This window comes from Arsukibacterium sp. (assembly GCF_036735525.1).
In the GTDB taxonomy this organism is placed as follows: domain Bacteria; phylum Pseudomonadota; class Gammaproteobacteria; order Enterobacterales; family Alteromonadaceae; genus Alishewanella.
In genome coordinates this window covers 18,120-32,727 of sequence record NZ_DAINOE010000017.1, presented here as the reverse complement: position 1 = coordinate 32,727, position 14,608 = coordinate 18,120, and the positions used below count along the sequence as shown (strand labels likewise).

Genomic DNA, 14,608 nt, shown 5'->3' with positions numbered 1-14,608 from the left:
CTTAAAGCGCGCCATGATCATGTAAAAGATTACCGGCGCCAAAACGCAGTTGTAACCAGTCATGATGATCTTCACAGTGCCAGATGGGCTCATCTTGCTTATAGCCGTTGCTGTTGCCCTGCCGGGCAGCGTCGCCCGCAGTCAGCACCTGCTGAATAAGCTGTAAGCGTTCTTGTTGCTGTTGCTCACGCGCTTGTAAATCTGCAGCACGATCAAAGTAACGGGCACCGGCAATCCAGGTTTGCTGCACCATGCTATATACCGATAACGGATGCGCATCCCACAGCACAAAATCGGCTTGTTTACCCACGACTATGCTGCCGACTTTATCGTCAATTTTCAGCTGTTTTGCCGGGTTAAGGGTCACCATCTTCAGTGCTTCATGCTCATCCATACCGCAATACATAGCGGATTTAGCCGCTTCCTGATTTAACCGGCGTAATAAGCCCGGATCATCTGAGTTAACCCCCACCACTAAGCCTTGCTCATGCATCAAGCAGGTATTGGTCGGAATAGCGTCATTCACTTCCATTTTAAAACCCCACCAGTCGGCAAAGGTCGAGACCGATGCACCATGGGCTTTCATTTCTGAGGCCACCTTATAACCTTCCAGAATATGGGTAAAGGTATTTACCTTAAAGCCCATTTCATCGGCCAGCGCAATCAGCATCAAAATTTCAGAGGCAACATACGAATGGGTATGGATATGCCGCTTGCCTTCAAGGATCTCGACCAGCGTATCCAGCTGATAATCACGCCGGGGAGCTAAAGTGCGGCCTTGCTCACGCCGTGACAGCCGGTTATAGGCCTGCCAGGCCGCCTGATACTCTTTGGCGGCCTGAAAATTATCACGAATAAAGCTTTCCACACCAATGCGGGTTTGCGGGTAACGGCTGCTAAATTGCGCGCCCCAGTTCGATTGTTTAACGTTTTCACCCAAAGCAAACTTAATGCTGGGCGGGGCCTGTTTAAATTTCATCCCCTTAGCATCACTACCCCAGCGTAAACTGAGAATTTGTGCCTGTCCGCCAATAGGGTTAGCACTGCCGTGCAGCAATTGCACTGTGGTAACACCGCCAGCTAAACCACGGTAAATATTAATATCATCCGGGTTTACTACATCACCTAAACGAACCTCTGCCGTATTGGCATGGCTGCCCTCGTTGACTCCCTGCTCGGTAGCAATGTGTGAATGCTCATCAATAATGCCCGGTGTCAGGTGTAATCCAGTGGCATCAATCACAGTGGCACCCCGTGGCGTACTGAGATTTTGTCCCAACTGGGTAATATTACCGTTGCGTACCAGCATATCGGTGTTGTACAGCACACCAGCATCAGATGCGGTCCAGATAGTGGCGTTTTTAATATGCACGTCTTGCTGCTTTGGTTGCTGCGCCAGACCAAATGCCCGGTTTGGATAGGTCAGCTTAGACACCAAAACCGGCGCTTGCGGCGATTTCTTCGGTTTCTCAGCCTCATCAGTCTGCTGACGCTGTACACTGAGTGCTTGCTGCTCACCACTGGCGAATATCCAGTGACCCGTTAAGGTATTGTCACGCAGCACACCGCTAAACTGAGCAACAGCCACTTGTTCGGTTAACTCTTTTAACGGCAAGCTAAACTGTAATTGCTGGTTCGTGGCACTGACATGTTTCAGGCTGATTTTTTTATCTGCCAGTTGCACTTCCCCCTTAAGTTTTTCATCAGCCCCTTGCAGAACTACCTTTAGGGTTAACTCATTAAACGGCAGGGCATAGCTGCCGGCAAAGCGGGCATGCGCTATGGGCGAAAACTGCTCTGGCTTACCACGCAACCAGGTGGCAACAATTTCACCATCGGCAAAAAGATCGCCACGGCTAATCACTAAATCGGCCTGATAACCCGGCGCTACCTTGCCCAGCATTGCTAACAAACCTAGTAACTCCGCCGGTACTGTGGTTAATGCCGCTAACGCTTGCTCAGTGCTCAAGCCATGCTGAACGGCCTTGCGTAAATTAGGTAAAAAGTTCGATTTTTTCTCTAAACCGTGGCTGGTTAGTGCAAACTTTACGCCCTGCGCGGCTAATGCAGCCGGGTTAGCCGGTGCCCGCTCCCAATGCCGTAAATCGGCCAGGCTGACATCCAGTTGTTGTTCGGCTAATTGCACGCCAGGTGCCGCCGGGAAATTAAGCGGCAGCAATATTGGCCTGCCAGTGGCTTTTATTTGCTCCAGCCGGGCATACTCATAACCCGAGCCCAGTAAAATGACATTGTTTAGCTCAAACTCTGACAGCAAGTGATGGGCGCGCAATAAAGAGCGTTCATCCGTGGTATCAAAGAGTATGCCCTGACGATTAAGGCCATTTAGTGCCGCCAGCGCTGCGTTAAATTCGACTGGTTGGCCGTTAATGGTGGCATTGCTGATGCCACTGGCACTTTGATACCAATTGGCATCTGACAAGGTTTGCCGGATAAGCGCCATACTACCCATTAATGATGACGGGTAACTCTGGCGCGAACTGCCTTTTGAAAAAGACATAAACTGGGCGCTATCCGCTTTTAATACCAGCTCGTTAGCAATTCCCTGACCAAGCGATGTGACCAACGAGGTGCCGGCAAAAATACCATCCTGACGGCCAGTTTGCACTGTGGTAAAACCCAGCTTTGTCAGCTCAGTTGCGGCTTTGGCATCAGGCTTAAAGTGGCTAACCCAACGCTGCTGCGCATGAATGGCATCATTACTGGCATTGCCGCCGACCCGTTCATTCTCGTATTGAGGTCGGTTATTACTAGTAGCAGGGGCACTGACCATGGGGATGCCATAATCTGAATAGGCATCAATAAAGCCGGCATACACATAATGGCCGCTTAAATCCAGTTGCTGATAACCGGCAGGCACAGTGCTATTAAGGTTTACCGCTTCAATTTTACCGTCCCGGATTAAAATAGTGGCGCCAGTTAACTGGCTGCCGGGTTCGGTGGTAACAGTGGCATTGGTCAGGGCTAGCAAATTAGGGGTTTTGTCACGGATCCCAAGCTGTGGTGTGGTTTGATCCGCCACACTATAAACGCTGACAGCACTAAGCAGTGCCGCGCTGAGCATCGACAGGCGAGCTAACATCATAAATGATTCCTGGTTGTATTAGGTATTAATAGTAAAGTTTAACCGGCTTAATTCTTGCTCGGCCAGGGGCATACTGAAGTAATAGCCTTGCACCTGGTCACAAGCGTTTTTCTTTAAAAACTCCAGTTGGGCTGCGGTTTCTACCCCTTCGGCTACAACACGCATGTTCATTTTTTGAGCCATGGCGATAATAGCGGCGACAATATCCATGTCATTTTGATCATCCGGTATATCTTTAACAAAAGAACGATCAATTTTCAGTTCATCCACTGGGAAACGTTTTAAATAACTTAACGATGAATAGCCTGTACCAAAGTCGTCAATAGATAAAGTGACGCCGAGGCGTTTTAACTGATTTAACTGGTTAACAGCCGCATCGGTGTCTCCCATCAACATACTTTCGGTGATTTCGAAGATTAAAAACGCCGGATCGACCCCTGTTCGCTTGACAATACGATCCACGGTTTTCGGTAAATCCTGATCGGTAAATTGTCTGACCGATAAATTAATCGCTAGTGTCACCGCATAACCACGGCTATGTTGCCGCGCCAAAAAGCGACAGGCTTCCAGAATAATCCATTCACCGATTTGCACGATTAAACCGGTACTTTCTGCCACAGGGATAAAGCGCTGCGGCGGAATAAGCGTATTATCGGGCCTGAGCCAACGGATCAGCGTTTCATAGCCAATAATGGTATTGCTGCGAATATCCAGCTTAGGTTGATAGTACAATAAGAACTGCTGCTCTCTTATCGCCTCCCGCAGCAAGTTTTCAATTTGCAGCCGTTCGTTAGCCGCATCATTTAAATCCTGACTGAAAAAATGAAAGGTGTTTTTGCCGCGGGCTTTAGCTTCGTACATGGCTAAGTCGGCGTGTTTTAACAATAGTTCTTCTTCTGATGCATCTTCCGGCGCTACCGTAATACCAATGCTGGCACTTATAGAGACATCATGGGTACCTAATTTCACTGGTGCATGAAAGGCCTGTTGTAAATTCTGGGCAATTTGTGACGCCTGATGGCGATCTTTAATGCCACTTAAAATCACGGCAAACTCATCGCCACCGAGCCGGGCTATGGTATCTTCTTCACGTAATCGAGAAGTTAAACGCCGGGCAACTTCTTTTAATAGCTCGTCACCGGCATCATGACCTAAGGTATCATTTATCCGTTTAAACTCATCTAAGTCGAAGTACAGCAGCGCAAAGTTATAATATCCGCGGTGCGACATGGCGATGGATTTACGCAGTTGATCACGAAAATAACTACGATTAGCCAAGCCTGTTAACACATCGTAATACGCCAGTTGTTCCATTTGTTTCTGGCTTTGCTTGATAAAGGAAATATCCTGCATGGCGCACACATAATTCGTTACAGTGCCTTTGTCATCCCGAATCGGTGCTATGGCCAAAGACACCCAAATCTGATGCTGGCTTTGTTGCTGATGTTGCAACAACATATCACCCCGCCAATGCTGTCTCTCGTTTAGCGTTTGTACAATATTAGTGCCTACTTGCTGCATTTCTTCAGCAAATAAATTAATCAGTAGTGTTGATACTAAACTTTGCTCATCGCCCGCAATCATGTCAAGTATAAAGGGGTTAAGGTATTCAATTTGCAAATACTGATCGGTTATAACTATTCCCGAGCTGGAAAATGACACCGCCTTGCTTAGCTTGCGCGCAGATCGCTCAGCCTGCTCTTTTTCAGAGATTTTGGCATTTAATCCTGTTACCAGATCGGCAATTTCACGTGACATCCCGGTAAAAGCGCGATTGAGCATACCAATTTCATCTTTATTATCATCCAGTGGAACAGGCGCAATATCCCCACGACTGAGTCTGTGCACAGCCCCTGCCAGCCGGTTAATTCGTTTCAAAAAAAACTGATAACTGAACACTTGCAGCAACACCGCAATTAAAATGGCCATCACCAGATAGAAGCTAATCAATTTAGATCGGAATTGGCTTAAGCCATCCAATACCTGGCTTTTTTCGGTATAGACCAAGCCATACCATTTTAATTTTGGAATAGGTAATGCCGACACCAGAAAGTCATCCGGCTGTGCCAGCTGATCTTGCTGTTGCCTCGGTGTGTTAGCCAGTTGTTTTGCATATTGCTGTATTGCTAAGGCACCATATGGCTGACTTTGTGCTGCATCCTGTCTGGCAGGCGGAGCATTTCGCCTAGAAGGCAACTGTAATATTTGTCCTTCCTGATCAAAAACCACAAGGCGATTATGTGGGCTCCAGTCATGCGCATTAAAGGTAGTGGCCAATAGCTTACCCAGTTCAAAGTCGCTGCCGGTGATACCAATAAACTCATTGTTGACGTACACCGGCACTACCAGCGTTACCAGCCAACGTTGCCAAAGTTCATCATAGTAAACTGGCGTCCATTTGGGTAATCTGACAGGATTTCGTTCCGGGCCAGCCAGTTTGAACGAAGGTAAAGCATCGACATTAAAATCTGCAGTAAGCGCCAGCGCCCAATCCGCAGGTGTCGTGCGAACAAATTGGTCAGTTGAAATAAAATAGAAATTAAAAAAGTCATGCTGCAACATTAGGGGGGACAAATGCTGCCATAAAGCCGCGGTATTTTGCATTAATGCCGCAGTACGCCTGTTGTAGTTGCTGGCTGGAATAAAGGCCGCAGAAAAATCATCATGCTGGCGCACACTACCATCGGCTGACCGCGGTAGATTGGCTGAAGCTGAAGTCACACCGTTCTGCAGCGCCCGGCTCACCACCTGATTAGCTGCAATGGCCGCCAGTTCTTTTTGTTGTAGAAAAGAATCAAAATGCTGCACATAGTTTTGGGTGGTACGTTCAATGGCTTGATGTTGTTGTGACAATTGCACGCTTTGTTGCAGCCAAAGCGCAACATAAGCTACTAAGCTTCCAGCAATAAACATCGCTAAAAACACCACCACTGAAAACTTAAGGCCCAGTGAGTTCATCCCTGTTGGTGTAGAATAAGTTGCATCATTCAATCAGACATCCTGCTAATATCAGTGGTTAACCCTAGCCAGCTAAGGGTCTATGCTTGTGTAATTCACTAAACATTTATGATTAACTACATTACCATTATTGCACGCTATTCCAACAAATGAGAATCAACAATATGAAAAAAGCCCTAATCTCAACCCTGCTGCTTAGCTTAAGTGGTCTGGCAACCGCCAGCACCGCCTTCACCGATGCGGCTGAAGCCGTTAAGTACCGCCAAGCCAGCTTTCAGCTAATTCGTCATAATATGCTGGATATTCGCGATATGGTGCAAGGCAATATTGAATGGGACGACGCCCGTATTAAGCGCCGCGCTGATGCGCTGGCACTGGTGTCTACTTTGCCATGGGAAGCCTTTAAGGTAGCAGGTACGGAACAAGGCGGTGGTGATGCCAAAGCCGCGGTGTGGCAAAACATGGCTGATTTTACTGAACTCGGTGAAAAACTGGCTGCCGACGCAGCGGCCCTTAAAGTCGCAGCCGACAGTGGTGAGCAAGCAGCTATCAGACGGGCTTTCGGCAATTATGCGCGTAACTGCAAAGCCTGCCACGATAACTACAAAAACTAACCAGGCTGACTATTTTTTAAGTCAGCCTGTTAATCAGCTTGGTTTACATCAGGGCAAACAAGGTTTTGCCCTGCCAAAACCACAACACTATTAATAGCAGCCCCAACAGCACAAAATAAATCCACGCGGGCTTAAATCCTGGTTCCGGCGCATCGAAGCTGCCTCTTCCGGTAAGTATCGTCGCCAGCACATTGTCATGCCTGAAACTGTGCCACAGCGCAAAACCGGCATGAATCACACTCAACCCTATAATGATATCAATATTTAATGTGTGAAAATCTGATGCCAGTTTAACCCAGTCACTATTAAGGTAAGCCACCAGCGGGCCGTCACTCATATAACTGTTGTCAAAGGTCGCCAGACCTGAGAGTAACTGTAAGATTACCAGTATCAACAAGGTAAAAATCATATAGGATGACGCCGGATTATGCCCCACTACCGGGTAAGGCCGGCGTATATAGGTGATAGCTTTAACAGGTGAGGCGGCAAAGTGGCGAAACCTGGCAGTTTGACTGCCGATAACCCCCCACAGCAGCCGGCAGATAATAATGGCCGCTAAACTGTAGGCTAATAATTGATGAATGGCGATATAGCCTTCTGAGCCGGTGTACCACAACGCTACCAGCAACAGTAGTTGACTCCAGTGGAAAAACCTTACAGCGCTGTCCCATACTCTGATTTTTTCAGGCATTGAGCTTTCCTTATCTTATGCTAACCTTTTGATTTTATATCATCGGCAACTAAAAATGAAAATAATCAATACTCTGCTGCTGACATTGTTTGGCTTGGCACTGCTGGTATGTGCATTTATATATGGCATGCTGCGACTCAGCTTACCCCAATATCAGGGTGAAATCGCTGCCGCCGTTGCTAATCCGGTGACGCTGGAGCGCGATCAGCTTGGCTATCTTACAGTACGCGCTGCCGACAGGGCCGATGCAGCTTATGGTTTAGGCTTTGGTCATGCGCAAGAGCGTTTTTTTCAAATGGATTTAAGTCGGCGTAATGCTGCAGGCGAACTGGCGGAGCTGTTTGGCCAGCTCGCTTTATCAACAGATATCGAGCGGCGACAGCACAGATTCAGACAACGCGCCGAACTGTTACTTGAGCAGATGCCGACCTCTGAGCTGGCCATACTCAGTGCTTATGCCCGCGGCGTAAACGATGGTTTAGACAGCCTACGACTTGTTCCTTTTGAATATAGCCTGCTACGACAAACACCACAGCCCTGGCAGGAAACAGACTCGATACTAGTTTTGTTTAGTATGTATCTGGATTTACAAGGCAAGGCAGGAAGGGACGACTATGCCATGGGCCTGCTGCAAAACGCGGTAACCCCGGAGTGGTTTGCGTTTTTACAACAACATAGCAGCGACTGGCAAGCTGCCATTGATAACAGCCAGCTGGACGCATTGCCCATGCCACTGTCAGCTTACCCTAAGCAACTGCGGCTGAATGGCGACTGCGAAGATTGCGATCCGGTAGATGCGGTAGATTTAGGCAGCAATAATTTTGCGGTAGCAGGCAGCTTAAGCCCCCATGGTGCGGCTATAGTGGCGAATGATATGCATCTGAGCCAACGGGTGCCGGGCATTTGGTATAAAGCCCAGCTCAATTGGCGCGATAGCGGGCAATGGCAACAAATTACCGGCTTAAGCCTGGCGGGTACACCGGCAATAGTGGTAGGCTCAAATGGCCAGCTGGCATGGGGTTTTACCAACAGTACCGCTGACTGGCATGATTTAATTCAACTTGAACTCTCTGCTGATGGTAAGCAATACATGACAGAGCAAGGCTGGCAACCTCTGCAATATCATTATCAAAGTATCAAGGTAAAAAATGCGCCCGATCACAGCCTGCAACTAGTCGAAACCCACTGGGGGCCTACCGTCAGCTTTGCAGATGGCAAGCTATATGCACTGCGCTGGGTGGCTTATCAGCCTTACGCAGTTAATTTCAAGCTGTTAAAGTTAGAGCAGATATACAGTGTTAATGATGCCCTGGCCTTGGCTCCCGACACAGGTATACCGGCACAAAACCTCCTTGTAGCCGATAGCCAGGGTAATATTGGCTGGACCATTATGGGTGTGATACCTGAGCGTCAGGCTAATCCCTGGGACAGCCCGCAGCATTGGACGTTGGCCGAGCCACAATGGCAGCGCCCTATTACCAGAGTCGACCACCCGCAATTAGTTAATCCGCCATCGGGCAGGCTTTGGACTGCCAATGCCAAAGTGGTGGGTGGTGAAGAGTATCAACATCTGGGCAATGGCGGTTATGATTTAGGGGCCAGAGCACAACAAATCCGCGATGCACTCTTTGCCCAGCCGCAGTGGGATGAACAAGGTCTGCATCAAATCATGTTAGATCACAGGGCGCTATTTTTGGCGCGTTGGCAACAACTGCTATTGGATCATCTGACTGACGACAAAGTCAGCGCTATGGCACTAAGCACTTACCGACAACACTTACTGCAAAGCAGCGACGCCGCGAGCCCGGATGCGGTGGGATATCCGCTGGTGCGGGCATTCAGACAAGAATTACTGCGCTTGCAATTTGCGCCATTGTCGGCGTATCTGGAGCAGTATGGCAGTCGCAGTGGCGATTTAAAGTATTCAATGGAAACCCCAATGTGGGCCATACTGCAACAACGACGCAGCGATACCTTGCCAGAAGGCTTTAACAGTTATGAAGAATTATTAGATGCGGCCATCGTGAATTCCTTGAGCAGATTAAAGCAATTAACCAACATCAAAGCCGACAGCGATGACATGCCTCAGTATGCGCAGCTTAATCAGGCAAAAATCCGCCATCCGCTCAGTCAGGCAGTGCCTGTACTGGGTGGGTGGTTGAATATGCCTGAGCAAGCGCTGGCTGGTGATAGCCATATGCCCAGAGTACAACATAGCAGTTTTGGCCAATCACAACGTATGGTGGTTGCTCCTGGCCATGAGCAACTTGGCATGTTAACCATCCCTGCCGGGCAATCTGGCCACCCATTGTCACCTTTTTATCGGGCTGATCATGCTTACTGGTTAAATGAGGTACCCTTGCCCTTTTTACCCGGCCCAAAAAAATATCAACTAAGATTAGTGCCGGCCCCTTGACTTTAGCCATCCAGACGGATTAAGGTACAGGTATGAATAGACAAAATCGCACCGTGTGCTTTTTTAGCTTTACCACCCTGAATGGGAGGTAGCTGAGCGTGCGTGCACCAACAGCAAAAGCCTCCCCTCGCGGGAGGTTTTTTTTTGCCGAAATGCCTTTACCTGACATGCAGAGAACAGACTATGCAACTTGATGACATTCGTAATGCGATCAGTGACACTGATCAACAATTGCTGAGCTTACTGGCAAAGCGCCGGCAACTGGCGCTGGCCGTCGCTGAAGCTAAACAGGCACAAAATAAACCGATCCGCGATCAACAACGTGAACAGCAATTGTTGTTATCTCTGATTGATAAAGGTAAGCCGCTGGCACTGGATGCGCAATACATCACGCGGCTGTACCATGTGATTATTGAAGATTCAGTGCTGCAACAACAAGCCAAAATTCAGGCTGAGTTAAACGGTGCCAGTGAACCTGCTGTTCGTGTGGCATTTTTGGGGGGCAAAGGTTCTTACAGCTATTGGGCAACACAAAAATATTTTACACGCCGGGCAGAGCGTATCATTGAACTGGGCTGTGACAGCTTTAACGACATAGTGCGTTCAGTAGAAAGCGGCCATGCCGATTTTGCGCTGTTACCAATTGAAAACACCTCCTCAGGCTCGATTAATGAAGTTTATGACTTACTGCAACATACCCGCCTGTCTATTGTTGGTGAACTGACCCATCCTATCGATCATTGCTTATTGGGCATACCCGGTACAGATTTAACTCAGGTACGTCAGGTATCTGCTCATCCGCAGGTGATTGCACAATGCAGCCAATTTTTACTGGGCTTGTCCGAGGTGAAAATTGATTATTGCGACAGCTCTTCGGCCGCTTTTGCCAAAGTTGCCAGTGCGCAGGATCCGACCAGGATCGCCATTGGCGGCGAAGACGGCGGTAAATTGTATGGGTTGGAGGTTCTGACCCGGGATCTGGCCAACCAAAAAGATAACGTCAGCCGCTTTATTGTGGTTGCCCGTAAAAGTGTCGCCGTGGACAAAGCGCTGCCGGCGAAAACCACCTTTATCATGTACACCGGCCAGCAACCTGGTGCGCTGGTAGATGCACTCTTAGTATTAAAGCAGCATGGTATCAGCATGGGCAAGCTGGAATCTCGGCCAATACCGGGTAACCCCTGGGAAGAAATGTTTTATATCGATGTATTAGCCAATGTGCATGATTATGCGATGACCCGGGCACTGGAAGAACTACATAAAATCACGCGCTTTATTAAAGTGTTAGGCTGCTACCCCAGTGATGATGTCAGCCCTACCAGGCTTACCCCAGGATCAGGCGCATAAACCAACCGCGTTGTAACTGCTTTTCACAGGCGGGTAACTGACTGCTATACATTTTAGCTCTGTCATCTACCCGTCTGGCGGTGGAAATAAGCCAGGCTTTGTTACGATGCGTGCCACGCCGATAGCCGCCCCACCCTTCATGGTAGTTAAGATAAAGGTTGTAAGCATCGGTTTTGGCAATCTTGTTCACCTGATGCGTTTTGTCAATATACCAGCCAATAAAATCCATGGCATCAGCAAAATTGCCACGATTAGCAAAGCGCCGACCGGTATCTTTCACATAGTCATCCCAGGTAGGTGTTTTCGCTTGCGAATAACCACGGGCAGAGCTGGCGCGGCCATAAGGGATAATACCGAGGAAATAACGCATTGGAGGCTTAGCGTTATGGCGGAAACTGCTTTCCTGATACATAAAACTCATCGGAATAGCAATGGGCACCCCCCATTTATCACGGGTGGCGGCGGCGGCTTTGTACCAGGAACGGTGTTCTTTAAAAATTTCGCAGATATTGCTCACATCTTGCGGCGGCGCGGTGCTGCAACTGACAAGGCTAACACCCAGTATCAGTGCCAACAGCCATTGCCCGGTTTTTTTTATGTATGGAACTTTTCTCATTTAATCGATTCTAACAGCAGGAATGGATTCAACCAAGATTTTGTTTTCCTTGGACTCTCCTTTACGGCTAGCTAACGCTAGCCGTTTTTTTACTGCTCACAAACCGGCACCTCAGCAAAATAATCAGCAATATATTGCTCAAAGCTCAGACTATCTGCGGCTTCTATCTCGTCTTGCTGCAACAGCGATTGCGCTGAAGCGTCAATAAATTGCTCAGCAGAATAATATTGGTAAGGTTCTGTCAGTAATTGCTCACGATATTGCTTTGATAAGCGCAGCATAAAAGGGCCATTGTCTTGCTGAGTGGCCAGTAATTGCCCCAGCAGCCGCCCGGAATAAGTTTGCGCCGGGTCAAGCAAGCACAGGTAAAATTGCTTGATGGCAGCCTGATACTTATCGGTTTCATAGGCCGCATCCAGCCAACTGGCTATGGGCATCATTTCAGCAAATAACTGCTCAGCCCAATCAAGCATTAGCCGTGGCTGACCATCTTGCAGCAGCTCCAGATTTTGCCTGCGACCATCAGTCACCACTTTTTTTAAGTTAACTTCGGTTTGCGTTTGCTGCCCGGCATTCAGCTCAGGGCTGTCTTGTAACAAACAGTAAAGCAAAAATACATCCAGAAAATACATCTGCTCTGCACTAATACCAATGCTGCTAAACGGGTTCACATCTAATGCCCGCACTTCGATGTATTCAACCCCCCGCTTCATTAGCGCGCAGGTTGGCCGTTCACCACTTAGGGTAGTCCGCTTGGGCCTGATGGTGGAATAAAATTCGTTTTCTATTTGCAACACATTGCCATTTAACTGCTGATAACCCTCGGCTGTTTTCACCCCTATATTGGCGTACTCAGCGGAAGGTTGGCTTACAGCGGCATGCAGCGCCTGAATATACTCAGGTAAGCTATTATAAGTAATCGATAAACTAGATTGGGCACTGTTGGTATAGCCTAAATCACTCATGCGAAGCGAGGTAGCATAAGGTAAATAACAAGAGCCTTTACCCAACACCTGAAAATCATAACGGCTACTACGCCCCTCCATAAAAGAACGGCACATCGCCGGTGAAGCACCAAATAAATATACAATAAGCCAGGCATAGCGTTTGTAATTGCGAATAAGCGCCAAATATTGCGCTGAAATAAAATCCTGTTTAGGGCGTTTATCCTGCAGCAACGGCTGATAGGCTTGCCAAAAACTGTCTGGCAAGGAAAAATTAAAATGCACACCGCTGATGGCCTGCATCATACTGCCATATCGCCGTTTTAAACCTTGCCGGTACAGGGTTTTCATCCGGCCGACATTTGAACTGCCATATTGCGCTAAAGGGATCTGCTGCTGATCGGCAATATAGCAAGGCATGCTGGCAGGCCAGAGTTGCTCAGCTCCCAAATGCTGCATCGTAAAGCGATGAATATCAGCCAGTTGCGCCAGTGTAGTATCAATGTTGTCAGTAGCCGGCGTAATAAACTCCAGCAGCGATTCGGAAAAATCCGTGGTGATCCACGGGTGAGTTAAGGCCGCCCCTAATGCCTTAGGGTGCGGTGTTTGCGCCAGTGAGCCATCGGCATTGACTCTGAGTGTTTCACGCTCAATACCTCGCCTGATACCCCGAATACTTTTAAGCTGCCCTGCAGCACTTAGCTGGGCCAGACGTTGCTGTAGATGATCAGTCAAGGAGATTCCTTTTTAGCTGTTTATGCCGATACAGATTGGGGCTGAGCTTAAAAACACAAGTCGGTGGCATAATTTAACGTGCAAAAAACGAATCAACAATCCCTTTTTGAGACGAGTAGCCGGATTTTATCCACTAGCTCAGGCTAAACTTGCCATTGCGCAGCCTGAACAAAAGTTTTGCCGATTAAAAAAAACCGGTAAAAACCGGCTTTTTTACTTATAGTGATGCTTCAAGCATCAAGACGGTTTGTTATCTGCACGGTTCTCTTCAGCTGACACTTCTGGCTTTTCGGCAGTCGTGACGCCATCGTCGTTGATAACCTCAGCTGCAGTTGATGGCTCGTCTGCTAAATCATCAGCAAAATCTGCCTCAGTGGCATCGCCCACCACATGTTCCAGTTTTAGTTTTCTAACACTGCGGATAGTGGTCACCGGGCCTGAACAAGCGTAGATAAAGAATATACCAAATAACATTTCTGCCGGGCGGGCAGCAATGACAACAAACACCAACACAACACGCAAGATAGCCAAAAATGACACTCGATCGCGCCAGTTCAGATCTTTAAAGGAGTTATAGCGGAAGTTACTGACCATCAGTAAACCCGTCACAATGGTCAATATACCCACCAGATAACCCAGATTATCACCATCGACCTGATAAACAGAGCCGGTCCATACCATACCGGCAATGATAGCAGCGGCGGCCGGACTGGCTAAGCCCTGAAAAAACCGGCCATCGGTAACACTAAGGTTAGCGTTAAAACGCGCCAGCCGCAGTGCGGCACATGCGACAAACACAAAAGCCGCCAACCAGCCAAACTTGCCTAAATCGGCCAGCCCCCAGTTATAAGCCACCAACGCAGGGGCTACACCAAAGGACAACATATCAGACATACTGTCGTACTGGGCACCGAACTCACTTTGGGTATTAGTAAGGCGCGCCACCCGACCATCGAGACCATCAAAAATCATCGCCACAAAGATGGCTACAGCAGCCGCCTCAAACTTCCCATTCATTGAGGATACTATGGCAAAGAAGCCTGAAAACAACCCTGCGGTAGTCAGCAGGTTTGGCAACAAAAATATACCCTTGCGCGGGCCCTGAGCGGAATTTTTTAAGTCTGTCATAAGCAACTTCTGAAAAAAGAATTACACTGATTATAAGGGACATACCTTAACATGGA

Annotated in this window: 9 protein-coding genes; 3 read left to right on the top strand and 6 right to left on the bottom strand. The window is 48.2% G+C overall.

Annotated elements, in window-relative coordinates:
* Position 1: 1 nt before the first annotated feature.
* Both V7D78_RS05365 and V7D78_RS05360 read right to left on the bottom strand, forming a co-directional pair.
* Entirely contained in the window at positions 2-3,103 is a 3,102-nt protein-coding gene (locus V7D78_RS05365) for an amidohydrolase family protein (RefSeq protein WP_333607407.1), read from the bottom strand.
* 18 nt (positions 3,104-3,121) lie between these two features.
* Positions 3,122-6,094, bottom strand: a complete 2,973-nt coding sequence (locus tag V7D78_RS05360) for a bifunctional diguanylate cyclase/phosphodiesterase (RefSeq protein ID WP_333607406.1) — start codon at positions 6,092-6,094, stop codon at positions 3,122-3,124.
* 131 nt (positions 6,095-6,225) lie between these two features.
* On the opposite strand from V7D78_RS05360, the gene V7D78_RS05355 reads away from it, so the two are divergent.
* Positions 6,226-6,675, top strand: a complete 450-nt coding sequence (locus tag V7D78_RS05355) for a c-type cytochrome (RefSeq protein ID WP_333607405.1) — start codon at positions 6,226-6,228, stop codon at positions 6,673-6,675.
* A gap of 43 nt (positions 6,676-6,718) precedes the next feature.
* Here the strand turns inward: V7D78_RS05355 and V7D78_RS05350 are convergent, their stop codons facing one another.
* A complete protein-coding gene (locus V7D78_RS05350) occupies positions 6,719-7,366 on the bottom strand; it encodes a cytochrome b/b6 domain-containing protein (protein WP_333607404.1) in 648 nt (215 codons plus the stop codon).
* A gap of 55 nt (positions 7,367-7,421) precedes the next feature.
* On the opposite strand from V7D78_RS05350, the gene V7D78_RS05345 reads away from it, so the two are divergent.
* Complete coding sequence (locus V7D78_RS05345; RefSeq protein ID WP_333607403.1) at positions 7,422-9,782, top strand: penicillin acylase family protein; 2,361 nt, start codon at positions 7,422-7,424, stop codon at positions 9,780-9,782.
* Between the two features lie 183 nt (positions 9,783-9,965).
* Positions 9,966-11,129: a chorismate mutase gene (locus tag V7D78_RS05340; RefSeq protein WP_333607402.1), complete on the top strand. Its 1,164-nt coding sequence runs from the start codon at positions 9,966-9,968 to the stop codon at positions 11,127-11,129.
* On the opposite strand, the gene V7D78_RS05335 is transcribed toward V7D78_RS05340, so the two are convergent.
* From V7D78_RS05335 to pssA, 3 genes are all read right to left on the bottom strand, one after another.
* Entirely contained in the window at positions 11,107-11,745 is a 639-nt protein-coding gene (locus V7D78_RS05335; protein WP_333607401.1) for a transglycosylase SLT domain-containing protein, read from the bottom strand. The two genes, V7D78_RS05340 and V7D78_RS05335, sit on opposite strands and share 23 nt — an antisense overlap.
* An 89-nt stretch (positions 11,746-11,834) precedes the next feature.
* Positions 11,835-13,424, bottom strand: a complete 1,590-nt coding sequence (gene gshA / locus V7D78_RS05330; protein ID WP_333607400.1) for a glutamate--cysteine ligase — start codon at positions 13,422-13,424, stop codon at positions 11,835-11,837.
* 237 nt (positions 13,425-13,661) lie between these two features.
* Entirely contained in the window at positions 13,662-14,552 is an 891-nt protein-coding gene (pssA, locus tag V7D78_RS05325) for a CDP-diacylglycerol--serine O-phosphatidyltransferase (protein ID WP_333607399.1), read from the bottom strand.
* Positions 14,553-14,608 lie beyond the last annotated feature (56 nt).